At 37.2% G+C, this 23657-nt stretch carries 23 protein-coding genes; 10 read left to right on the forward strand and 13 right to left on the reverse strand.

Features of this window, described 5'->3' with window-relative positions; translation table 11 throughout:
* Together ACINWC743_RS22620 and tusA are read right to left on the reverse strand one after the other, a co-directional pair.
* The coding region (locus ACINWC743_RS22620) for a phage late control D family protein (RefSeq protein WP_009587204.1) at positions 1-705 on the reverse strand (705 nt) is incomplete at its 3' end.
* Positions 706-1106: 401 nt separating this feature from the next.
* Positions 1107-1364 carry a sulfurtransferase TusA gene (tusA, locus tag ACINWC743_RS22625; RefSeq protein ID WP_009587192.1) on the reverse strand — a complete coding sequence of 86 codons (258 nt, stop codon included), beginning with the start codon at positions 1362-1364 and terminating at the stop codon, positions 1107-1109.
* A gap of 191 nt (positions 1365-1555) precedes the next feature.
* On the opposite strand from tusA, the gene ACINWC743_RS22630 reads away from it, so the two are divergent.
* Positions 1556-2395, forward strand: a complete 840-nt coding sequence (locus ACINWC743_RS22630) for an HlyC/CorC family transporter (protein ID WP_004825299.1) — start codon at positions 1556-1558, stop codon at positions 2393-2395.
* A complete protein-coding gene (lnt, locus tag ACINWC743_RS22635) occupies positions 2392-3951 on the forward strand; it encodes an apolipoprotein N-acyltransferase (RefSeq protein ID WP_009587171.1) in 1560 nt (519 codons plus the stop codon). Before ACINWC743_RS22630 ends, lnt begins: the two co-directional genes overlap by 4 nt.
* A gap of 79 nt (positions 3952-4030) precedes the next feature.
* Here lnt and ACINWC743_RS22640 read toward each other — a convergent pair whose 3' ends face one another.
* Positions 4031-4369: a tRNA-binding protein gene (locus ACINWC743_RS22640; protein ID WP_009587167.1), complete on the reverse strand. Its 339-nt coding sequence runs from the start codon at positions 4367-4369 to the stop codon at positions 4031-4033.
* A 696-nt stretch (positions 4370-5065) separates the two neighbouring features.
* On the opposite strand from ACINWC743_RS22640, the gene ACINWC743_RS22650 reads away from it, so the two are divergent.
* Positions 5066-5329, forward strand: a complete 264-nt coding sequence (locus ACINWC743_RS22650) for a DUF2798 domain-containing protein (protein WP_009587172.1) — start codon at positions 5066-5068, stop codon at positions 5327-5329.
* An 85-nt stretch (positions 5330-5414) separates the two neighbouring features.
* Here ACINWC743_RS22650 and ACINWC743_RS22655 read toward each other — a convergent pair whose 3' ends face one another.
* The 3 genes from ACINWC743_RS22655 to gspF form a co-directional block, all read right to left on the reverse strand.
* A complete protein-coding gene (locus tag ACINWC743_RS22655) occupies positions 5415-5750 on the reverse strand; it encodes a hypothetical protein (RefSeq protein ID WP_004825308.1) in 336 nt (111 codons plus the stop codon).
* Positions 5751-6031: 281 nt separating this feature from the next.
* A complete protein-coding gene (gene gspG, locus ACINWC743_RS22660; protein WP_004825310.1) occupies positions 6032-6469 on the reverse strand; it encodes a type II secretion system major pseudopilin GspG in 438 nt (145 codons plus the stop codon).
* 35 nt (positions 6470-6504) lie between these two features.
* On the reverse strand, positions 6505-7710 hold the full coding sequence (gene gspF / locus ACINWC743_RS22665) for a type II secretion system inner membrane protein GspF (RefSeq protein ID WP_009587162.1): 1206 nt from the start codon (positions 7708-7710) through the stop codon (positions 6505-6507).
* Positions 7711-7878: 168 nt separating this feature from the next.
* Between gspF and ACINWC743_RS22670 the strand changes: the two genes are divergently transcribed.
* Positions 7879-10104, forward strand: a complete 2226-nt coding sequence (locus ACINWC743_RS22670; RefSeq protein ID WP_009587198.1) for a primosomal protein N' — start codon at positions 7879-7881, stop codon at positions 10102-10104.
* A gap of 50 nt (positions 10105-10154) precedes the next feature.
* Here ACINWC743_RS22670 and ACINWC743_RS25150 read toward each other — a convergent pair whose 3' ends face one another.
* The 6 genes from ACINWC743_RS25150 to ACINWC743_RS22700 all read right to left on the reverse strand — a co-directional run bounded on the left by ACINWC743_RS25150 (position 10155) and on the right by ACINWC743_RS22700 (position 16344).
* Positions 10155-10283, reverse strand: a complete 129-nt coding sequence (locus tag ACINWC743_RS25150; RefSeq protein WP_009587170.1) for a hypothetical protein — start codon at positions 10281-10283, stop codon at positions 10155-10157.
* 34 nt (positions 10284-10317) lie between these two features.
* A complete protein-coding gene (locus ACINWC743_RS25035; RefSeq protein WP_009587177.1) occupies positions 10318-10614 on the reverse strand; it encodes a hypothetical protein in 297 nt (98 codons plus the stop codon).
* A 273-nt stretch (positions 10615-10887) separates the two neighbouring features.
* Positions 10888-11277 carry a hypothetical protein gene (locus tag ACINWC743_RS22685; RefSeq protein ID WP_005034252.1) on the reverse strand — a complete coding sequence of 130 codons (390 nt, stop codon included), beginning with the start codon at positions 11275-11277 and terminating at the stop codon, positions 10888-10890.
* 159 nt (positions 11278-11436) lie between these two features.
* Positions 11437-11808 carry a hypothetical protein gene (locus ACINWC743_RS22690; RefSeq protein WP_035301598.1) on the reverse strand — a complete coding sequence of 124 codons (372 nt, stop codon included), beginning with the start codon at positions 11806-11808 and terminating at the stop codon, positions 11437-11439.
* A 51-nt stretch (positions 11809-11859) separates the two neighbouring features.
* The gene (locus ACINWC743_RS25040; RefSeq protein ID WP_009587178.1) at positions 11860-12312 is read right to left on the reverse strand and encodes a tetratricopeptide repeat protein; all 453 of its coding nucleotides are present in this window, start codon (positions 12310-12312) and stop codon (positions 11860-11862) included.
* Between the two features lie 12 nt (positions 12313-12324).
* Complete coding sequence (locus ACINWC743_RS22700) at positions 12325-16344, reverse strand: RHS repeat-associated core domain-containing protein (RefSeq protein WP_009587182.1); 4020 nt, start codon at positions 16342-16344, stop codon at positions 12325-12327.
* A gap of 482 nt (positions 16345-16826) precedes the next feature.
* Here ACINWC743_RS22700 and ACINWC743_RS22705 point away from each other — a divergent pair, with 482 nt between their 5' ends.
* From ACINWC743_RS22705 to ACINWC743_RS22730, 6 genes are all read left to right on the forward strand, one after another.
* Positions 16827-18722 carry a monovalent cation:proton antiporter-2 (CPA2) family protein gene (locus tag ACINWC743_RS22705; protein ID WP_009587206.1) on the forward strand — a complete coding sequence of 632 codons (1896 nt, stop codon included), beginning with the start codon at positions 16827-16829 and terminating at the stop codon, positions 18720-18722.
* A gap of 83 nt (positions 18723-18805) precedes the next feature.
* Positions 18806-19681: an Hsp33 family molecular chaperone HslO gene (locus ACINWC743_RS22710; protein WP_009587205.1), complete on the forward strand. Its 876-nt coding sequence runs from the start codon at positions 18806-18808 to the stop codon at positions 19679-19681.
* Between the two features lie 125 nt (positions 19682-19806).
* On the forward strand, positions 19807-20256 hold the full coding sequence (locus tag ACINWC743_RS22715) for a DUF2147 domain-containing protein (RefSeq protein WP_009587191.1): 450 nt from the start codon (positions 19807-19809) through the stop codon (positions 20254-20256).
* A gap of 289 nt (positions 20257-20545) precedes the next feature.
* The gene (locus ACINWC743_RS22720) at positions 20546-21514 is read left to right on the forward strand and encodes a DnaJ C-terminal domain-containing protein (RefSeq protein WP_004825326.1); all 969 of its coding nucleotides are present in this window, start codon (positions 20546-20548) and stop codon (positions 21512-21514) included.
* Positions 21515-21554: 40 nt separating this feature from the next.
* Positions 21555-21893: a chaperone modulator CbpM gene (locus tag ACINWC743_RS22725; protein ID WP_009587211.1), complete on the forward strand. Its 339-nt coding sequence runs from the start codon at positions 21555-21557 to the stop codon at positions 21891-21893.
* Positions 21894-22012: 119 nt separating this feature from the next.
* Positions 22013-22282: a YdcH family protein gene (locus ACINWC743_RS22730; protein ID WP_004825328.1), complete on the forward strand. Its 270-nt coding sequence runs from the start codon at positions 22013-22015 to the stop codon at positions 22280-22282.
* A gap of 7 nt (positions 22283-22289) precedes the next feature.
* Here ACINWC743_RS22730 and ACINWC743_RS22735 read toward each other — a convergent pair whose 3' ends face one another.
* Positions 22290-23513 (reverse strand): magnesium transporter CorA family protein, encoded by a 1224-nt coding sequence (locus ACINWC743_RS22735; protein ID WP_009587195.1) that lies wholly within the window; start codon positions 23511-23513, stop codon positions 22290-22292.
* Positions 23514-23657: the final 144 nt, after the last annotated feature.

Consider the following 23657-nt stretch of genomic DNA (forward strand, 5'->3'; position numbering starts at 1 on the left):
GTGAAAGCGGATGCTTCTGCGTTCTAACGCAGTGTATTGGCTGTTGTCATCAATTAAACGTAGTTTTTGGGCTTGGATCGGTGCTGAAATGTTAGCAACGTTCAGTTCGGCTTCATCAATCAACCAGCTTAAATTTTCACTTCTCATCAAACGAGTAAGTAGATCGTGGTCGCTTTCGTTCATCTGTATAATCAATGGACGAACATCGTAGTCTTTGGTCAGCCCAGTTTTATCTAAACTCAAACTAGCAGCAAACAGCGGACTTCTTTGCTGCCATTCTTTATGCAATATTTCAATGACTTGTATCACTGACTTATTCAGAAACACTCTACTATTACGGCGTTTATGCCACAGTGACGTCGCATCCTCAAGTTTGAGCTTATAGACCGTCAGTGCACCATCACTTTGTCCCTGTGCAGCTTCGGTAATGATGCCTGTGGTACGGAACAGTTGTCCGCGGTCGGTGACTTGGTCGATTGCAGCTTGGCAACCGATAAACTGTTTGAGTGGAATATTTGCAGATGTTGCAAGACAGATCAGTTCCGCAGACACGCCTTGATTGATGGCATGTTGTCCATCAATGCGTTGCAAGAACACTTGGGTAGTCAAATCAGGATTGCTAAACTGAATATGCAAAGCTCTTTTTTGAGCGGTTAATCCTAACTGATCCAATACTTTATAAATACTATTGACTAAACTATTCATTAGAATGATTTAATTATTATTAACAAATGTGTTTAGATTATACTCAAAAGTCAAAAAACTGTCATTGAAAATTTGTAAAATTTAATATTTTCTTATATTTATCAAAAACATAAAGTAACTAAAACCAAATACAAAGATTATCCAACTTTCTAGACACTCTCATTTGCAATTGATTTTAGAAAGAATTTATTCAAAATCTGTATCACAATTATCAATTATTTTTAAAAGCTTTATCTCTCATTTTTGTATTCAACTTTATAAAAATGTTTACTTGTTAATTGGCTTTTAAACCTTGATGAGCTATTGAATATCGCTAGCCAGATGCACTTGATAAAAACAATAAAATTATGTTTATGCATCTGCCTCAACGAATATTCTATGATTTTGCTATTGTTTAAGAATTAACCTTTTTTGACGAGATAATGAAATTCTTTATTGCCCGCATCATCCAAAATTTCTTCTTGTAAAACGAGTTCATGTCCCAAATGCATACAAAACTTAGGAATATCCCAAGAGGTTGAATTGTCTGTTGCAAAGATTTCAACAACATCGCCAGATTTAGATTTCCGAATTGCTTGATGCAACATCATTACAGGCTCAGGACAACGCAAGCCACGTGTATTTAATTGAATGTTTGCTGTAGGCAATGGTTCAGACATATCTCATCTCAAAAAAGCTAAATCAGTCCAAGATTTTAACACAAACTCAAATAATCAATAAGGCTTGTTATCTCTGTGTAAAAATGACGCATGCATTCATCTATTTACCTTATTTAATAGATAGACATCTGTATTTTCTTCGGTATGATAAAAAAACATTTACTAGATATTAAGAGTCTTTAGGAAAGATCATGCACGAGGAATCAGGCCCGTCGTGGGGAATGCGTGGCTTACGCAAATGGTTAGGTACAGCACCAGAAACCCGCGATGAACTGCTAAAATTAGTACAAGATTCACGTCGTTTTTTAGAACCCGATACTGTGGCAATGTTAGAGGGCGTGTTAGACCTTCCTGCCACAAAAATTCGTGAAGTGATGACCCCTCGCACAGCGATGGTGAGCTTGCAAGAAGACGACCAACTTCTTGATATTTTAGATGTGCTGATTGAATCCGCACATTCACGTTTTCCAGTTTTCTCATCTGACCAACCTGAAAACGTGGTAGGGATTTTATTGGCTAAAGATCTATTGCCATTTTTAACCAATCGTAGCTCTGGTGTAGATGTTCATGCATTAATGCGCCAGCCTTTATTTGTCCCTGAAAGTGCGCGATCAGATCAAGTTTTGAGAATGTTAAAAAATACCCAGACTCATATTGCCGTTGTCATTGATGAATATGGTTCAACTGCTGGTTTGGTGACTTTGGAAGATATTCTTGAAGAAATTGTTGGCGAAATTGAAGATGAGCATGACAATGCCGATGAAGAAGCTCAATTTATCATTCCTGATACCACTCATAACATAGCCAATGCATGGATTGTGCAAGCACTTACACCAATTGAACATTTTAACAATGTTTTAGATGCTGAATTTTCCGATGATGAAGTAGAAACTATGGGCGGATTACTGCTTCAGGAAATTGGTTTAGTCAGTGATCTTCAAGGTCAAGTGGTTGAACTTGAAGATTGGCAATTTACCATTGTTGAAGCAGATGCCCGCACTATTCATCTGATTCGAGCTGTACGTAAATGAGAGCCTATTTTGACAAGCTGTTAAATTCATCACAACAACAAAAACAATTACCCCTCATTTTCCCTTTAGTCATCGCATTAATCTCAGGTGCAGTGTTTAGTTTAGCACTCGCACCTTATTATTGGTGGTGGCTGGCAATCTTATCACCAGCCTTACTTTATGCTTGCTTAAAAGGTCGTAGTCCTCGTCAAGCCTTTGCCATAGGTCTTAGCTATGGCTTTGGACTGTGGTTTGTTGGGGCATTTTGGCTTTATACCTCCATCCACGTTTATGGTGATACCAATGCAGTCCTCAGCGTATTGATGATTGCAGTTATGGCATTTGTGATGGGGCTATTTACGGCAGTCCAGACATGGGTTTATCGTCGTTTTTTCCCTGAAACCCCATTAACGTTTACACCGCTTTGGATCATCTTTGAATGGTCTAAAACATGGGTGTTCACCGGTTTTCCGTGGTTGTTTGCAGGATATGCGTTCACTGAACGATTCTTAGATAGTTATGCGCCTTTATTTGGTGTATTTGCGGTGTCTTTTGCCGTTATTCTTCTTGCCTGTGCCGTGGTGGAAATCCTGAATAGGAAAGTGTTTTGGGTTGTTCCTGCGCTTGTTGTTTTACTTGGCGCCTGGGGAGCTTCTTTTATCACTTTTGTACAACCGAAAGCTGAAAAACCGCTCTCTGTATCGCTCATTCAAGGTAATATTCCTCAAGATTTAAAATGGCTAACCGAATACCAAGTCAAGACTTTAGAAATTTATGTCAACTTAAGTCGTACTGAATGGGGTAGAGATCTCATTGTTTGGCCTGAATCATCCATTCCCCTATTTCAAACAGATATTGAACAATTTTTGGAGATGATGGATCAGCAAGCCAAAAGCTCGGGTACTGCATGGGTGACAGGCATTCCTTATTGGGATTTAAAAGAATCAAAAAAGAATGGCTATCCAATGTATTACAACAGCATGATGGCTTCTGGTGCAGATTCTTCAGGTTTGTATAAAAAACAACGTTTAGTCCCTTTTGGTGAGTACATTCCACTTTCTGGATTGTTATCTTGGGTCTTACCCGCTTTGCAAAATGATCCATCGATGAGTGGCTTTTCTCAAGGTGCATCGAATCAAAAGCCTTTTAATATTAAAGGACATGATTTAGCTGCTGCGATTTGCTATGAAGTTGCTTATCCAAATCTTACCCGACGCAATGCGATCAACAGTGATTTTTTAGTGACTGTTTCGAATGATGCATGGTTTACGGGAACTGCAGGTCCATTACAACATTTGCAAATGGTTCAAATGCGTGCCAAAGAGAATGGGCGTTGGTTTATCCGTGCTACCAACACAGGCGTAACTGCTTTTATTGACCACAATGGACATATCGTAAAACAAGCGCCTGTAGATCAGAAAGCGGTTCTGCGTGGGGATTTACCTGCAATGCAAGGTGAGACGTGGTATACCCGTTTTAGCGATTATCCGATTTTAATTTTATCGCTTTTATTGTTAATTTTAGGTTGGTTTTATCGCCCTAAAACAGTCGACATCAGTTTTAAAGCACGACGCTAAAGCAGTCCCCCAATCGCATCAAAAGCACCTTCTCTATGCATCATAAAGGAGGTGTTTTTGATACGGATATATCATAACGTTAAAGTAACTTGGTCCCTAAAGGCACATCCAAATCAGGGACACACAAGGCAACATGCCCGTCTTGATTATGAAAGCCTGTCACTAAACACTCAGATTGAATCGGACCAATTTGTTTCTTTGGGAAATTAATCACAGCAACGACCAACTTTCCAATTAAGTTTTCAGGCTGATAGAGTTGGGTAATCTGCGCACTGGATTTTTTAATACCAATCTCCTCTCCAAAATCGACATGTAAAATATAGGCAGGATTACGCGCCTTCTCAAATACTTCAGCTTGAATAATTTTTCCTACACGTAATTCCACTTTAAGAAAGTCATTCCATTCAATTTGTTGCATTTGGTTTCCCTCTTTCTATTGATCACCATAAATATCTAGGATCTGCTGACAATTCACCTATGTTTGAGACTATGTGTGTTTTTAGCCGACACTAGGCAAAAAATACGAAATTTAGCCATTCTAAATGATGAGAAACACTGTTTCACAGGGGAACGACGAAGCGATAAAAAACACACAAGTCCCCCGCTGCAACTTGCGTTACAAACAAAGTCATGCTTTTTTTTGCTCAGGGTTGTGGTTGAAATTATCTCAGCCCGTGTTATGAAACTTAAAAATAGTCTCGCTATTCTCTTCCTTTCCTTGCGAAGGATATTCCTCATGCCTGCTCAATTTTAACCTACAACGCAAGCCATTTATGAAATGTCAACAGCCCTAACATCTTAAATAAATTTAGCCCCATCGACCTTATATGAAATGGACAATGAATCATTTAAAAAGGACATTTATTCAACATACCAAATTTTTAAAAAACGAATCTAATTCAATTATATGTCGCTATACTTTATCTGCCATTCACTGATTTTTTCTTTCAATTGTTTCTCGCTTTATGCTACAGTAGCTGTGCTGATCATAAAGCCGTAAACGTTTACGTCAATCAACGTGCCAACATATCTCCAACAAGGCTTGGAGCTATTTTTTATCAAAATTTGAATATTTTGATGTGGCACTGGCGTTTGTTGGTTTACGGAGTAAAAAATGCAAAAGTCTCAATCTTCTTCTTTATATTTAAGAAAAATTCCAAATCGTTATGCTGCAATTGTAATGCCTTTCTTTTTATCAATTATTATGACCTTTATTGTGTCATGCATTAGTACGTTAAGAAGTATGGGTTTCGACAATTTTTCCGTCAATACGTGGGTTTCAGCATGGGGAATTTCATGGCTGATCGCATTTCCAGTATTGCTTCTGGTTTTACCGATTGTGCGTAAAATAACGATGCTTATTGTTCAACCGAGTTAATTGGATTAAATTTCAGTTTTTAATCAAAACAGTTAAAACACAGAAACGAAAAACCGAGGACATTTCCTCGGTTTTAACGCGCCAATTAAATTTGAGTCACTAAATATGACAACATGCCTGCTAGAAACAGCATAGGAACATAACGGTATGAACGTACTAAATATTGTTCTAATAATGATGAGAATTCAGTTTTTAACTGAATCACCGTTAAATTTAAAGCATTATAAAAACTGATAATAGATAATGCACTAAATACGCTAATCGCCATAAACCCAATTACGATTTGACTACTGGCATCGGCATTTTGCCAAAGGTTTAAAAAAAACTGGCTAATCGGCAATAAGCTCAAAATTAAAAGAACAGATTTGAGCATCGTCCAATGAAATTGGCTAATTTCATCTGATAATAATAATGCTTTCATCTCATCCTCCAAGCAATTTAAATTGCCTTGAGAACTATTATGCAAGCTTTTTAATAAATAAAAAGTCTATTTTTATTCACAATTTAACATTCTTGTAACTATCAAACATGGGAATAATTCTTATTATAACTCTCAAACATGAATTGTTTAACATAGCTGATAAATTTCAATGGCTTACAATATATTTATCAAATAAGAAATATTATCACTTCACTCCACATTTATTATCTCGATAAAGTGAAGTGATTAATTCCATAAAGTACTGCAAAAAATACTTTTAATTATGGCTGGTAATAAATATCAGCATCGTTTCCTTCTCCGCCCTGTTTACCATCTGCGCCAAAAGAATATAAATCAAACTTACGACCTTCTGAACCCGGAATGACATATTGAATATCATTTTCCCAACTGTCTTTTGGATAGCCACCTTTAACATAACCACCTGGTAACCAGTTTTTCGCTGTTGCAGGTTGGTTGACCAAGGCATCTAAACCACCTTCTTGGCTATTCGGATAATGACCATTGTCCAACTTATATTGATCAAGTGCACCTGCCACACCTTTTAAAGTAATCTTAGTGGTATCAACTTTGGCTTTTTCTCCACGTCCCATCACATTCGGCACGATCAAAGCGGCAAGTACACCTAAAATCACAATCACAACCATCACTTCAATTAAGGTAAAACCTGACTGACGAGTCCTATTCATCTTACGTAGCATCTACTTACTCTCTATTCTTTATAAAAATAATTGGCTTAAATCATATTGTTCATATTGACGATTGGCAACATGACAGCAATCACAATCACTAAAACAATACCCGCCATAAATACCAACATTAACGGTTCCAATAATGCCAATAAAGTTGAAATAAATGAAGATACTTCTCGATCCTGCATATCTGATGCACGACTTAGCATTCGATCTAACTCACCAGAAGCTTCACCGCTTTTAATCATTTGTACCATCATTGGTGGGAAATAACCACAGCGCTCCAATTGCGTTGCCAAATTCCCACCTTCTGTCACTTTTTCTGCAGCAACATTGACTGCATCACGAATGACCCAATTACTACTCACGGCTGCACCAATTTTTAAAGCATCGACCAAAGGCACACCTGATTGAGTGAGAATGGACAAGGTACTGGCAAAACGTGCAGCATTTATACCACGAGATAATTTACCAATTAATGGCAGTTTGAGCGTTAAACGATCAAAAGCATAATGCCCTGCCGATGTTCGTAAAAAACGAATCAGTAAGAAGATTCCCACCACACTGGCAACCAAAATAAATGGCCAAGCTTGCCGAATAATTTCACTGGCTTTCATCAAAGCCACCGTAATCCAAGGTAAAGCCTGTTTGCTTTGGTCAAACGTTTTGACGATGTCTGGAACAACATAAGTCATCAAGCCCATAACGATTGCAAAAGACATAAACATGAGAATAATCGGATAGATCATTGCACCTTGAATTTTCTTTTGCATCGCAAAACGGTTTTCCGTGTAGTCTGTAAGTTGGTCTAAAATTAAATCTAAATGCCCTGAACGCTCACCCGCAGCAATTGTCGCAATATATAAATCAGGGAAACGCCCTATTTGTTGCATCGCTTGTGCTAGAGAATGTCCTTCTAAAACTTTGGAACGTACAGAAAGCAAAAGATTTTGCACGTAGACTTTTTCACTTTGTTTGGCAACGGCACGTAAAGCCTCCTCAAGTGGAATTGCAGCAGCAACCAAAACGGAAAGCTGACGTGTCATGAGTGCCAAATCATAGGCTGAAAATTTACGTTGAAACAAACCCGAACTTTTATTTTTGTCTTTTTGTTCAACAGCATCTACGCTTACAGGAATCCATTCTTTATCCCGTAATTGTTGACGAATCTGGCGAGCTGAATCACCTTCTAACACGCCTTTGTGCTGCTTTCCTGAAGCATCAAGCGCAGTAAATTGATATGCTGGCATTGTTATGCTCTAATTTTCCCAAATTTTTTGATTACGCTGTTGCGTCATACCCTATAAATCATTCATATTCATGTCTATCAATGACGGTTACACTCTAACACAAGCCGAATATGGACATGAAACAATTTCATCACAGCCTCACTAAATTAATGAGCCACTGAATTTAAAATGCCGAATACCATTGTTACACCACAAACTATTTATCGTGTTCAAGTTGCTGTTCCAGTGTATTTGAATGACTGTTTTGACTATCAAGTGAGTGCTGAACAGTACGCACAGGCAGAAATCGGTGCACGTGTTGCTGTGTCTTTCGGACGACAAAATCTTGTTGGGGTGATTGTAAAAAAAATTCCGATTGATGAACCTATAGACTCTCATTTTAAACTCAAAGCAATTACTAAACTATTAGATGATCACGCTATTCTAGACAGTAAAGTTTTAAATTTATTGACATGGTCATCGCAATATTACCAATTCCCAATTGGTGAGGTGATTCAAACTGCCCTTCCTACATTACTCCGCCAAGGTAAACCTTATGATTTATTGGCTCGTGTTTGGAAAGTGATAGATTTACATGCTGAAGACAAAGTAAAGCGTTCTGAAAAACAACAAGATGCTTATAAAATTCTAAAATTACATCCAAAAGGAACGCAGGAAAATATCCTAAATCTGAGTGGTATTGAAACAGCAACACTAAAAGTGCTTGAGAAAAAAGCAATTATCCAATTTGCACTTGAACCTCAAAATACTCAACCTGAACCAGTTCAATTGGCTCAGTTGCCACTCACTCCCAATGAAGATCAAAAGAAAGCCATCCAAACGATTTTAAAGGCACTAAAGAAATATCAAGCATTTTTGTTAGATGGTCTAACGGGAAGTGGTAAAACTGAGGTTTATTTACAAGTGATGCATGAGGTACTGAAACAAGGCAAACAAGTGCTTGTTTTAGTCCCTGAAATTGGCTTAACACCACAAACCATCAGCCGTTTTCAGTCACGCTTTCATTGCAATATTGCATTGCTTCACTCTGGTTTAAATGACAGCAAACGTTTACAAGCATGGCAACATGCACAAACAGGTAAAGCCTCTATTATTTTAGGGACTCGCTCTGCAATTTATACACCTTTACCTAATCTCGGTTTAATTATTCTGGATGAAGAGCATGATCTTTCATTTAAACAACAAGAAGGTTTCCGTTATCATGCCCGTGATGTTGCTTTATACCGTGCGCATTTAGAAAATTGTCCAATTATCTTAGGTTCTGCCACACCAAGTATTGAAAGCTATTATTTGGCTCGTCAAGAAAAGCTGACACGTATTGAATTAAATCAACGTGCAGGCGTCGCATTGATGCCGAAAATGCATTTGATTGATTTAAAAGTTGCTAAGAAGCAACATGGCTTAAGTGATGTTTTAATCGGGGAAATTAAAAAGCGTTTAGATAAAAAAGAACAGGTCTTAATCTTTTTAAATCGTCGCGGTTATGCACCTGTATTAATTTGTGAAAGTTGTGGATGGCAAGCCAATTGCCCAAATTGTGATGCACACTTTACCTTACACTTAAAACCTTATCAGCATTTACACTGTCATCATTGTGGGACGATTAATCGTTTGCCTGATGCCTGCCCACAATGCAATCAACAACAATTAAAACCAATCGGCATGGGAACTGCAAAGGTTGAAGAAACCTTAACTGAATTATTCCCCAACTTTCCTGTACTTCGCGTCGATCGGGATTCAACTAGCCGTGTCGGCAGTTGGCAGAAAATCTATGATCAGATTCAAAAAAGTGAACCCACGATTTTGCTTGGGACGCAAATGCTCGCCAAAGGGCATCATTTCCCATATGTCACTTTGGTTGCAATCTTAGATATAGATGCAGGTTTACTCAGTGTCGACTTTCGAGCAACAGAGCGTACAGCCCAATTGATTATTCAAGTTGCAGGTCGGGCAGGTCGTGGAGAGAACAAAGGAGAAGTCTATTTGCAAACACTTCGACCTGATCATCCTTTATTAAATACTTTGATTCACAATGACTATCGAACCTTTGCCAAGCAAACCTTAAAAGATCGTCAAGCCGCTTTGCTTCCCCCTTTTCGCTATGCCAGTTTGATACGCTGTGAATCTAAACATCAGGAAGAAAATCTAAAGTTTTTGACTGAAATGACGCAATTACTTCGTCAAATGTCGGAACCACACTTAATTGATATTTGGGGACCTATTCCAGCCCCAATGGAGCGTAAAGCGGGTCGTTACCAAGCACATGTGGTATTGCTTTCACAAGATCGGGCAAAAATGCACTTTTATGTCCATCAATGGTGGCCACTATTGTTACAGCAAAAACCATCTACAATGAAAGTAACGATTGATGTTGATCCACAAGAGTTAAGTTGAGTCGCTGTTGTTTGTGTTCGGTATTTTAGAAGTGGTGTAAGTATTCAATATCATTTAAATTTTTCTGGTATTTCAAAACCACCCCTCAGAGCAATTTTGTTTAACTCATCAAGGTAGATACATTCTTGTTTTTCTTTATCCCAACGACCACCTTTATCCAAACAGCGGTCTACCTTCATAAAGTTGCACCCAGTAATCATCAGACAAATAAAGCTAATTATGGATATTTTCATAGCTTTTCTCTTTTAACTTCACATTAAAATATTCCACCCATTTCTCTAACATTTGAATTTCACCTCCAGATACCTTTTTATATTTATGCCTATTTATAAATTCTTTTAAGCTATTTATTAATAATTCAGTATCTTCAATTTTTACATTTTCGTAAAAAATTAAGCTTTGCTCATGATTTCTTGAAATTTTATCACCACAGACAACTAAAATAACAGTATAAAATTTTACTCTTTGATTACGATCTATAAATTTAATTTTTTTAATTTCATAATCCATCGAAGTCCAAAAATAACTAGGAATTTTCTCATTTGGCATCCTCATGCATACATTGATAACTCTAGATTTTAATAGATTAGACTCCACAAAATTTAATTTATGAAATGTAGAAATCAAATAAATACATCCTATTAAAAGAATACCTATAATTAAAGAAAATAAGAATAATATGTTTTTAGTCAACAATTTCTATTTCTCCATTACAAGTCATCTCTTTATTTAAGGATTACCGCGCTAATAAAAATTTAATAATTTATTTTACCCCAGTCCTCTTCATTCAACATACTTTGAACTTAGCTCTTTACAGACAAAAAAAGCTATTTTTCTTGCCGATATAATAGTTTTATAATTTCGCAAAAAGGTAATTAATTCTGAAGACAAAAAATAGTCAACATCCCATACCTCTTCTTTTTCTTTATCTAGCGGTAGATTGTGTATTAAATTCAAAATCATTCCAGCACTACGAAAATCCGAAGAATGAACTTGTAATAATACCTCTTTTAAACAGAAATCAAGTATTCTACGCGTACTCTCTACAGGAACGAATGAGGAATTATCAATAACATATTGAAGACAATCAACAATATGCTCTTTTGGATTTCCATTTAACAAAACATTTCTACAAGAGATTATGTTTGCGCGAATAGAATAAATAATATCCATTAATATCCTCCTGGTGTGTACATAGGATCTGCTGGTGTTCTGTAATAACCGTATGGTAATTCAACTCTTTCAATCGGTACTTCAAATATTCCCGATCGGTTAGCTCCAATTATTCAATGATGACTAACATCATAGAATTTATAATAATTTCCCTAAAATCTAGTTAATACATTTTTTTTGCAAAAATTTATAGGCGATCTCTTCCATTTTATATTGCTCATTTATTTTATCAATTTCTTTACAAGACAATATAAAATTAACACCTTTTGGAAATACTTTTATTTCTTTTTTATTCAATGATATCCATACAATTGGTGTTTTGTCGCTTTTAGCTTTCACACCTAATAAGATTAATGAAATCCCCATAGGTTCACGAACAATCCTCCAATCATTATGATTATTATCGCTTTCCACGGTTTGCATGATAGCCCACTCTTTTTTTTGATTAACCTCACTCAGAAACTCATATATAATATATGTGAATACTATTACAATAATAAATCCAAATAAAAAATTTGATTTCTTTTTCATAATATTAACATTCTATTTTGGGTTAAATTATATTAATTTCAACATTAAGAGCTAACTATCATTCCGTACGCTTCCTAACTCTTCAGCTCGATCATACCAAATAGTTCCAAGAATTTTATTTTTCCTAGTACCGATACCAAAATAATAGCATCTAGAAACTTCATAAACCGCTTCAGATGAGCCTCTTAAAGCTGATTGTAAATATAATAAAAACGCTTTTTTTTTATTTTTAGAAACATATACTCCTCTTTCATAACTAACAGCCAAATCATACATTGCATCAGGCCATTTCATTTCTGCCGCTTTTTTTAGATATTCGGTTCCTTTGACATAATCTTGTTCCAAAAAATGACCACCATGTAAATACCATGTTGCAATTGCGTAAGTTGCCTCTGGAGATCCTCGTTTATATGCAAGGTCTAATAGTTTATAAGCTTGTTCGTAATCTGGAACAGCTTGTTTTACTAGCTCACGGCCTTTTTGTATCAGTTCATCATTTGTCAAAATTTTCTCCTTTTAATTACACTTATTATTGCACTTATCCCCCATACCTATTGCTCCACAAATTGGATTACATGGATCAATATCGCAAGCTAATAATACTGGAATTATGCCAATTGATTTCGGTGGCCAAGGTCCTTTATGGTTAGGTGGACGCTTATTATTTGGCCGCCTATTTTGGTCACCTTTTTCTCCCCCTCGATCTGCTTGTTTTCTAGACTGACCTTTTTCATGCTTTTCTAGAGTTGATGGTCGAGCATTATTCGTATGTTCTTCAGCAAGCCCCATAGAGTCATAAAAATTAATCGGATTATTTTCTACATAAGCATAGGTATTTAAACCACCCGCCAAGCCAATCGGATCACTCTGAGTATAACGCCCTATACTGGCATCATAGTAACGATTCCAGTTATACCAAAGCGCACTTTCAACATCAAAATACTGTCCAGGAAAACCTAAGTTAAAGTCCCCAATACTACTGTGAATCACAGCACTGTCATAACTACTGAGTTGTGCTTTCCATACTATGGCTTGATTTGCATCTGTAATAATCTCTGGACGACCTAAATGATCATTATGGATATAGTAAAATTGATTGTTTGTAACCAATCCAATCGGTTGATCACCCAACCAAATATAAATCTTAGACAAACTGCCATTTTGTGAACTAGAAAGTGGGCTTTCAGCCAATAAGCGACCATCAGCAGAATAAATATAATTAATCGTTCCGCCACTGCCAGATTTACGACTACGGAGATTAAAAACATCATAGTCATAACTTACTGTTGCACCTGTATTGACACTTTTTAGACGGTTAAAGCCATCATAAGTATAGTTAACTGTTCCGCCATAACCAGTTTTCTGGATCAGATTACCAACACTATCATAGCTAAAACTTTTTGCTTCAGCACCTGTGGCACTGTTTAAACGATTACCTCGACCAAGAACATAACTTGCCGCAGCATTACTGTTACCCCAACGGTAGGTTCGGTTATAGTTACTATCATTTTGCCAACGTTCATCATTGTAACGAGATGAAGCTATCTTGAGTTGTCCAAGCGTATCGTACCAATAGTCAATTGATTGACCTCTATTCAATCTATCATCAATTTTTGTCATCCAATTATTGGCGTTATAATCATGCTTTAGATTTTGAACTCGTGGTGAATATATACTTGTTAAACGGTAGTCTAGATCATAGCTGGTTTGTCGTGACAAACCATTGCCATAAGTCCAGCTTTTAATGCCACCATAGGGCTCATAAGTGACATTGTTGACAATAGTTTGTATGGTCGAACCTGTCTTAAATTTAACAGCGCGAACTCGATTTAATCCATCATATTCATAAATGACCTTATTATTGTCATTCTCACGGCTTTCACCAATCAAATTACCGAGATTGTCATAGCTCCAATAGGTTGAATAAGTAACGCCAGCGATTGTTTTGATTTCTACCGCAAGCTGACCGTCTTTGGTATATCCATAACCTGTGGAAGTCACCCCATCTGCTGTTGCACACAATTGTCCAATACCATTACTACAATTGTCATAAACCCAAGTTTGAACATGAGTGCCTGATTGTGCTTTTATACGACGATTTAAAGCATCATAGCTATATACTGTCCTGTCATAATTGCCACGTGTTAAATAAATGAGGTTACCCTCATTATCATATTGATATTGGGTTAACCCTGTATCAGGGCTGTTTGTTGATAACAACTGACCAAACCCATCATAAGCATATGTCGTCGTATTACTGTTTGCATCGTTCACACGGAGCAATTGTCCAAAAGCATCATAGGAATAAGTAACAGATGAGCCATCACTACGAGATTCTCGACTAATATTGCCTTGTGAATCATAAGAATATGAGGTTATATTGCCCAAAGAGTCTGTTTGTTTGATGACATTTCCATTTGCATCATATTCATAACGTTGGTTTTGCCCATTGTTACCGAGATCCGCAGTGGTCCAACCAAGTTGATTATGTTGATTGGCTTTGGAGTAACGAAGCGAACCGCTTTCTTTATAGCGAACACTCAACAGTTGTCCAAGATTAGAATATTGGTACTCTTGGCTACTTAGAATCTCTCGTCCTCGACCATGAGTAATTTGAGAAACTGTGCCATTATTATTGTAATAGATAGATTCTCTCACGCCATTACGGTCAATCTGCGTGACACCAAATGCTCCATATTCAAATGTTTGAGTCCGAGTCTGGTTCTGATCAAGAGTTTGTCTGATTTGAGTCGTTTGACCACGAGCATTGTAAAAATAATCTTCGATTAAACCATTTGGATAGGTAATTTTACCGACCAATCCTAAGCCATTATAATTTGAATAATATGTTACATGCCCTAATGCATTGGTGTTTTGACTCAAATTCCCTTCAGAATCATATTGATAAATTGTATTTTTACCATTACTGTTGATCACAACAGCACTCAACATTCCATTGCTGTGTAAACTATAGCCATAGCCCGTTGCACGACAATTGACTGTCCCTGTTTTATTACAGATGTTCTGACTTTTAAGTCGATAACTCGCAGATTCATTCACACCATAGTAGCTATATACTTCATCCCGAATTAAACGATTAGAACCATCCAATATTTGGATTTGAGTAATTAAATTTGTTCGTTCAAGATAGCTATAATTTCTGATTTGAGCATTGGCAAGGTTATTGTTCTGGATACCTGATATTTCTTGTGTAATTCGTCCAAAACCATCACGCTGATAGCGTGTTTCTATACCCTTCCAGTCTTTTTTGGAAATCACATACCCATTGTTATCATAGGTGGTGGTTGCACTGCTATTTGGACAATTATTGACGCCACTTCTTTCTATCCTAGCGAGTTTATTTTTTTGATTATTGGTATAAATATACTTAAACACAGCACCTAAAGGATTTGTCACTGTTGTATAATTATCGGCAAAAACCAAGTTATCAACTTGTGTACCATCACTACGACCACTTTGAATCGCTTTATTTCCATTAAAAGAATAACTATTGTAACGGATACCGTTTACAGAGATCCCACTCAGTACCTGATCACCTGCACCATTCTCTCCATAATGGTATGCTCGCGAACCTAAACTATTTGGATAAGTGACAGAAACTAAATATGTGATTTTTCTTTTAGGTAATACAACCCTACCAGATCTTCTAGAGCTAGATACATATTTATAATCGTAATTATAAAGATAAATATTCCCTGATGGATCTGTCACTGAGCCCAACATACCATCTTGATTCCATGTTAAAACCACCGTTTTCCCATTGGTATGTGTCACTTTAATTAATCTTTGCTTTTCATCATAAGAAAGTACCCAGCCAACATTATGAGCATTCTTTTTACGAAGTAGCCGTCCATCTAATGTATAGGTTTCAACACCACCATCGGGTAAAATAACATTGATTTCTGTACGAGTTCCCTGAAGCAGCATCAACTCATTGAAGTAGTAATTTTCACCGTTTGGTAATTTTCGAATTTTTCTTCCTTGCGCATCATTGGCTAAACGATAGTCAAAATTGTGGCGCCACTTCCCATTGGCTGAGAAGTTCGCAGAACCACTCGCAAAAGAATCATAATATCGAACAAAGGCTAATGGCATTTCACCAGAGCCTAGAAAGTCCTGCTCTTGTTGGATCTTTTTTCCATTTGCAATCACGATAGGATTAGCAGTGGTGTCTGTAGAACACTCTGTTTGTGTTGAATTGGGAAAAATAACCTCACGATCACCAGAACCCGAATTTCCCCCACTTCCACCAGGAGAACTACCACCTCCCTCAGGAAAATTAGGAAATGGACTCGGTCTTATAGCCTCTACTTTTATCGTTGGTAATTGACCTAAATTATTGGATGGACAAGAACTAGCTGCTTTAGCTAGCGCTTGGCACTCAGAATCTCCTGATGCGCCATTACCGCAAAAAAGTTTTAAATCCATTAGAATATCTTCACAACTACCATAATATGAATATGAAAGTTGTGTGATCAACAATAAGAAGAACCCACAGAATAATTTTTTTGTCATTTCTTTCATATCAAATTCTAAGCATTGTAAAGATTAAGATTTAATGAAAACAATAATCATTATCAATTGTATTTTTTAATGACTTTCTGATTTTATTAAGTCTTTCTAAATAACGGTTGGTTGAAAATTCTTATTAAAAATCCAAGTATTAAAAGCCAAAATTTATAAAAATAAAGTAAAAAAATTAAAATTCATCCCTAATAATCCACCTTATCGCAGACATCTTTTAAAAGTCAAAAATGCTTCATATGCCTTTATTAGTATTGATCTTGATAGCGACATCAGACATTGATAAAAGGCTAGGTTTAGATGATTTTTGCTTTAAAAAGTACGTTAAAAAAATCCATTATTTTAAGGCTTTAAATTTAAAGAAATTATTCACTTTTATTCTACTCACAAGCAATTTCTCAATAAATATCTCCAAGTCAGTCACAAAATCAAGCTACAATTTCCTGAGAAAGAAAAGAATGTAAGGCACGTGAATGTCATTGTTACTCCAAATCACCATTTTTCTTGGTGCAGCTTTAATCCTTGTTCCCCTCGGGAAAAAACTGGGCATTGCGACTGTGCTCGGTTATCTATTTACAGGAATATTGCTCGGTCCAAGTGCGCTGAATATTGCCAATGATCCAGATGAAATTATGCATCTCGCTGAGTTTGGCGTGATTCTGTTAATGTTTCTGATTGGCTTGGAACTTCGCCCACAACGTTTGTGGGAAATGCGTCAGTCGATTTTTGTCATGGGGAGTTTACAAGTCGTTGTGACCGGTGTGGTACTGATGGGTACGCTCTTTTTGCTTTTCCAACAATCACTGCCCGCAAGCTTTGTCATCGGCTTTGCCTTAGCATTGTCATCAACTGCTTTCGTTTTACAGCTTTTGGAAGAAAAACAACAACTCAACACCACACATGGTCAACAGTCTTTTTCTATTTTACTTTTTCAGGATATTGCCGCAATTCCCTTACTGGCAATTATTCCGCTTTTAGCAGGCAGTGAATCTAGCCATCACGGTGTAGCTTACTTTGCTGCGATTGTCGCGACATTTACAGGTTTATTTCTTTTTAGTCGTTATGTCATGCGTCCCTTTTTCCGCTTTGTGGCAAAAAGTGGTGCTACAGAACTCATCACCGCAGTGGGATTATTTATCGTTCTGGGTGTAGTTTTATTGATGGATACACTGGGCATCAGCACGACATTAGGTGCATTTTTAACAGGTGTATTGCTTGCAGACTCAGAGTTTCGTCATGAACTAGAAGCCAGCATTGCGCCATTTAAAGGATTATTACTCGGTCTCTTCTTTATGACTGTGGGTATGACCACACAAATCTCATTAGTCATAGACATGCCGCTCCTGATCGTTGGTGGAGCGATTGGTTTAGTCCTGATTAAACTGCTGACCATGCTAGCGATTGCACGCTATAAAAAAATGACTTGGACCAACAGCTTGATGGTTGCAAGCTGTTTGGCTCAAGGTGGTGAATTTGCATTTGTGGTTTTGAATGTCGCCAAGAGTGAAAAAGTGTTGACTGAAGCAATTTTGGAACCGATCACCTTGATTGTGACCTTGTCCATGATCTTCACCCCTGTTGTATTTTGGTTGGTCAGCAGTTGGCTTTTACCCTTAATCAATAAAAATACAGCACCTAAATACGATGACATTCCCAATGAACATCCTGCTTTAATTATTGCTGGATTTGGTCGTGTCGGACAAATCGTTGCACGTTTAGCACGCATTCGCCATTTTCCATTTACTGCAATTGACAACAATCTGCAGCAAATTGACTTTGTTCGCCGTTATGGCGGTACTTTATATTATGGTGATGTCACACAACCCGATTTATTACGTTCAGCAGGAATAGAACAAGCCAAAGTTTTTGTTTTGGCGATTGACGATGTTGAGGACTCCATGAATGTTTCTCGCCATATTTTACTTAATTACCCCAACCTGACATTATTGGTACGTGCTCGTGATCGCTATCATATGCATTTACTACGTGATGTGGGGGTAAAACATATATGGCGCGAAACCTACTTAACCTCATTGGGTATGGGTTATCGAACACTCTGTGAACTGGGCATGAGCAAAGAAGAAGCTTATAAAAGTGTCGAGTTGTTTAGAAACTATGATGAAGAATTGTTAGCACGCCAACAGCGTATTTATACGGATGAGCAAAAAGTTTTTGAAAGTTACCGTGATTTTATTTCTGAACTTGAGCATCTATTTGAAAGTGATGCCCAAGTAGAACATCAAAATCTGGAGAAATACAAAGACATGCCAGATCTGGATGAATCAGGTCTAGAACGTCCTGTAGCTCAACCCGAAAATGCATCTATCCAATATGATCGTATCAATATTGCCCGTGATGACGAAAATTAACTTTAAGAAGCATCGTTTTTAGGGTGAAATGAACTTGTGATTTATAATATCGTCACCATCTAAACAGGGATTTGGAGAATTTTATGTCTGATTTACGTCAACGTTTTTATATTGAAGATAACCCTGTGCGTGGTGAGATTGTGCATTTAGATACGGCACTACAAACTATTTTGTCACAACGTAATTATGCGCCTGCTGTGCGTATCTTACTTGGTGAAATGTTGAGTGCTACCGCATTATTGGCAAGTACATTAAAAATAAAAGGACGTATTAGCTTACAAATTCAAGCCCAAGGTACATTTAAGTGGGCGATGGCTGAGTGCAATCATTTAGGTGATGTACGTGCGCTTGCAGATTATGAAGAAGATCCACACTTCATGTTGAGTGAAGACAGCAGCACTGTACTCAGCACGCTACAACAACCTGTTTTATTTATTAACATTGAACCTGAAATGGGTGAACGTTATCAAGGAATTGTACCACTTGATCAACCTACCCTTGCGGGTTGCTTAATGCAGTACTATGACCTTTCTGCACAAATTCCAACACGCATTGTTTTAGCGAGCACCCACCACAATGCGGGGGGACTACTGATTCAGTTATTACCACGTAATAATGAAGAAGAACAACAGCGTGTAGATGAAGATTTGTGGCCACGTTTAATTATGTTGACCCAAACTCTCAAACCTGAAGAGTTAACTGACTTGACTGCGCAAGAAATTCTGTATCGTTTATACAACGAAGAAGAAGTTCGCTTGCCTGATGTTGAACAACTTCAATTTAACTGCACTTGTTCACGTGATAAATGTAAAAATGCATTGATTCAAATTGGCTTAGATGCAGTGAAGGAAACTTTGGAAATCCAAAATCCAATCGAAATGGATTGCCAATTCTGCAATAAGAAATACCAGTTCACAGCAAAAGAAGCATTAAATCTCTTTGGCGAACATTTAAGTTAATTGATCGACATTTTAGTGATTTATATTTAAGTTTCCAACCCTTTAACATATTGATTTTAATTTAAAAAAGAGCAAACTAATTTGCTCTTTTTTTATTCTATTTCAATTCATCACAAGGATATCCAATGAAAATAAAAGCACTTGTTATGTTCAGTTGCCTGTTGTTTACAGGCTTGACACAAGCAGCAGATCTTGCAGGTAAATGGAAGGCGATTGATGACAAAACTGGCTATTCCAGAGCAGATGTTGAAATCAGTAAAAATCCAAATGGGACTTATAGCGGTAAAATTTATAATACCCGCCCCCTGCCCAATAGCCCTTTAGTGGGATATTGCCATAAATGCAAAGGCAATCTAAAAGACGCCCCAATCGTTGGCTTGAAAATTATTGATGACTTTAAACAAAGTCCAGATAATCCTAGTGAATATGTTGCAGGACATGTTTTAGACCCATTATCTGGCAATGTCTATTCGGGTAAAATTAAAATTAATCCTAAAGGCAACCGATTAACACTCCGTGGATATATTGGAATTTCCTTATTGGGTCGATCTCAAACTTGGGTCAGAATTGAATAATTGTGGTTAATTATAAAAAAAGCGCTTCGGCGCTTTTTTTATAATATTTTTGATGTGAGTTCACAGGATTAATCTTTTTGGATACATTTATTTTTCAATGAATATTACATGATACAAAGCTGTCATCATGGCTTATACCCTTTTTTATATTAATGCATTTTGACTCACGATGATGCCAATATGACTCAAAAATAAGTTTTGAAACAATAACCACACTAAGTTACTCTTCCATCTGCCTAAAAAAAGGCATAAAAATAGAATAAAGTTAAACAAAATAATGACCTGAACTATGGCAAAAAACTATTACGAAGATTTAGGTGTTTCTCGAACTGCGACACCAGATGAGATAAAAAAGGCATATCGAAAATTAGCGCGCAAATACCACCCTGACGTGAGTAAAGAGGCAGATGCCGAAGCCAAAATGCAAGCAATCAATGTGGCTTACGACACATTAAGCAATGAAGAAAAGAAAAAACAATATGATTTTGAGTTAGACAATCCTTACGCAAATGCAAGTGGCTTCGGTGGGCAATCTTCAGGGCAAGGTGGTTTTGATGGTAGTCAGTTCCATCGCAGTTATAGTCAAGGTGGTGGCGAAGACTTTAGTGGCTTTGAAGACCTATTTGGTCGCTTTGGCAGTGGTTTTGGTGGTGGGCGCTCACAAGATTTTGGACAAAGAGGCTCTCAACAGCAACGTAGTTATCGAGGTGAGGATCAACATGCCAGTATTCAAATTCCTGTAAATATTGGTTATGAAGGTGCAACACAAAGCATTACCTTGCAAATTCCAACTTACAATGCTTATGGTGAGCCTGAAGTACAGCGAAAAACCTTGCAAGTTAAAATCCCAAAAGGCATGAAAGAAGGACAGCAAATTCGTCTGTCCAAACAAGGTCAAGCGGGTATCAATGGGGGTGAAAATGGTGATCTGTATATTGAAATCCAATATCAAGACACTGACCGCATTCGCGTTGAAGGCGCTGACGTTTACTACACAGTTGATGTCACACCTTGGGAAGCAGCGCTTGGTCAAAGTATTGAAATCGACACCCCTGCTGGTAAAGTCAAAGTCACTGTTCCAAAAAATGCCAAAAATGATCAACAGTTACGCCTAAAAGACAAAGGCATACCCAATAAGACACCCGGGCATCTTTATTTGGTGATCAATATTGTTTATCCCAAAGTCACCACAGACCAACAGCAAAAAGCATATCAAGATTTTGCAGATGCTTTTAATGACTTTCACCCACGTTCATAATTTTTATAGATGCATATAACGATGCTAAAGGAGAGCAATCATGACAACCATTCAATATCGTGAAATTGTCTATGACGGTTTCCATGATGCGGAAATCGTAGATGAAAACATAAATTTAGATCTCAAACATTTTGCTGAAGCATGCGGTCAAAGCCCTGAATGGATTTTGCAATTATTGGAATATGAGATTTTACCTGCACGCCCAGAAAATCGTATCCATCAATTTTTTGGAGAAGATATTTCACGAGCACGTCGAGCCTACCGCTTGCAACGTGACTTTGAAGCCAGTCTATCTGCTGTCGCGATGATGATGGATTTACTTGACGAGGTTCAACAATTACGCAAACAAGTCAAACACCTTCACCTCCATGCTCATTAATTCATTTCAAAATGTTAATGCCTAGTGACAGGTTAATATTTAACCTGTCATGATGCAGAACTTGTCTTTCCGTTTTTGTTTGATTGTTAGAATTTTTATGCAAGAGGTTATAGGCGCTAATGAATTCGAAAGTAATGAATAAAAAGTTGAAACACATGTTCCCAGAATATCGTGATCTCATGTGTATGCTAAAACAAGAAGATCCACATTTTGCCAAGCTTTTAATTGATCATGATGAACTGGATCGTGAAATCAGTCATCTTGAACTTGATCCCCTCAATCATATTCATGAAAATATTGAGCAACTTAAACGTAAAAAATTGAGATTAAAAGATCAACTCTATTTGATTTTACAAAAAACAGCTCATATCAATCCTCAACCAGAATAATATTTAATTATTTCAGTTTTGTGATTTTTTCAACTTCTTTCATGGTTTGTTTGATCGGCTCATAATCCAAAAACCATAATAAATTCACGTGCTGATTTTTATGTTGTTGTGCCAACATATCAATCACACTTCTTTCACCACGTCCAACCAAATGACGGCGGTAAAAGTAGATTAATAAGCCGATCGTACATGCCAGCATCACCCCAATCATAATCCAGAATCCCATTGGACTACGCAAACCGGGAATAAATTCAAAATTCATTCCATAAACACCCGTTAATAAGGTGAGTGGTGCAAATACCGCAGTAATAATGGCAAGTATTCGCATGTTTTCATTGGTTTGATTGGCGATCGCTGAAAAATGTAAATCAATTGCTGTTTGGATGGCTGTGCTCAATCTCACCGTATACTTTTGGATACGTTCGACATGGCTCACCAAATCATCGACTCGAACCAAAATAATATCTTGCTTTTCACTATGCTTTTTACCTTTTAAATGGGCATAGTTTTCAACAATTTCATCTCGAAGTTCCTGTAAAGAATCAATTTGTTCTTCACATAGGTTTTCAATTTGCTGAAACACCATATTCTCTTGGAATAGTTGATGCCATTTTGAAAAGCGACGATTGCCTTGCAAAAGTTCTTGTTGCCAAAACTCGACACGGCGTGAAAGCGGATTGCGCAAATCCAGATAGCCATCAATCATGCTATTTAATAAACGTAATGCTAAATCTAAGGGTGTTCTCGGGAGCTTGCGTGGTTTGTTTTGCTCTTCTAAATCCTTATTCATGATATTCAGGATACGAGCTAAATAGCTTTCAAAGGCATGGTTGCCCTGCTCACGTACGGTGATTAAAGCTTGAGGGGTAATAATAAAACTGACTGGAGATGTCGCTAAACCAAAAACACGATCATGTTGTTCTAATGCCGTGTCACCACTACTGATCTGATCATCTGGAGTAATCAGTTTCCGAAAAATTAATAAATCATAATCTTCCATCGTATCAAAGGCACATGGGTGTTCGATGTTTAAAATATCTCGAATATGATATTCATTGAGATGAACGTCCGTATCATTATGAATTTCTTTTTGCCATTGCTCCGCACGATTAACTACATCTTCACGCGTACAATCCACCCAAACAAACTGTTGTTCTGCATCGAGCACAGGTTGTTTCTGTATACAAGTATAAGGTTCATCAGGATGCTGAAAAAAATAGAAACTTTGCATATTCACAGTAATTATTGATCTTTCTTGCTATGCATCATGCCATAAAAAAAGCCCTGAGCAAGCCAAAGTTGTTACTTTGGCAAAACTCAAGGCGGGCTTTTTTTATTAGACTTTAAACAAACTAAAAGGGTCTAAAGCCTAGCA

The sequence above is a fragment of the Acinetobacter sp. WC-743 genome, assembly GCF_000335555.1.
Taxonomy (GTDB): Bacteria; Pseudomonadota; Gammaproteobacteria; order Pseudomonadales; family Moraxellaceae; genus Acinetobacter; species Acinetobacter bereziniae.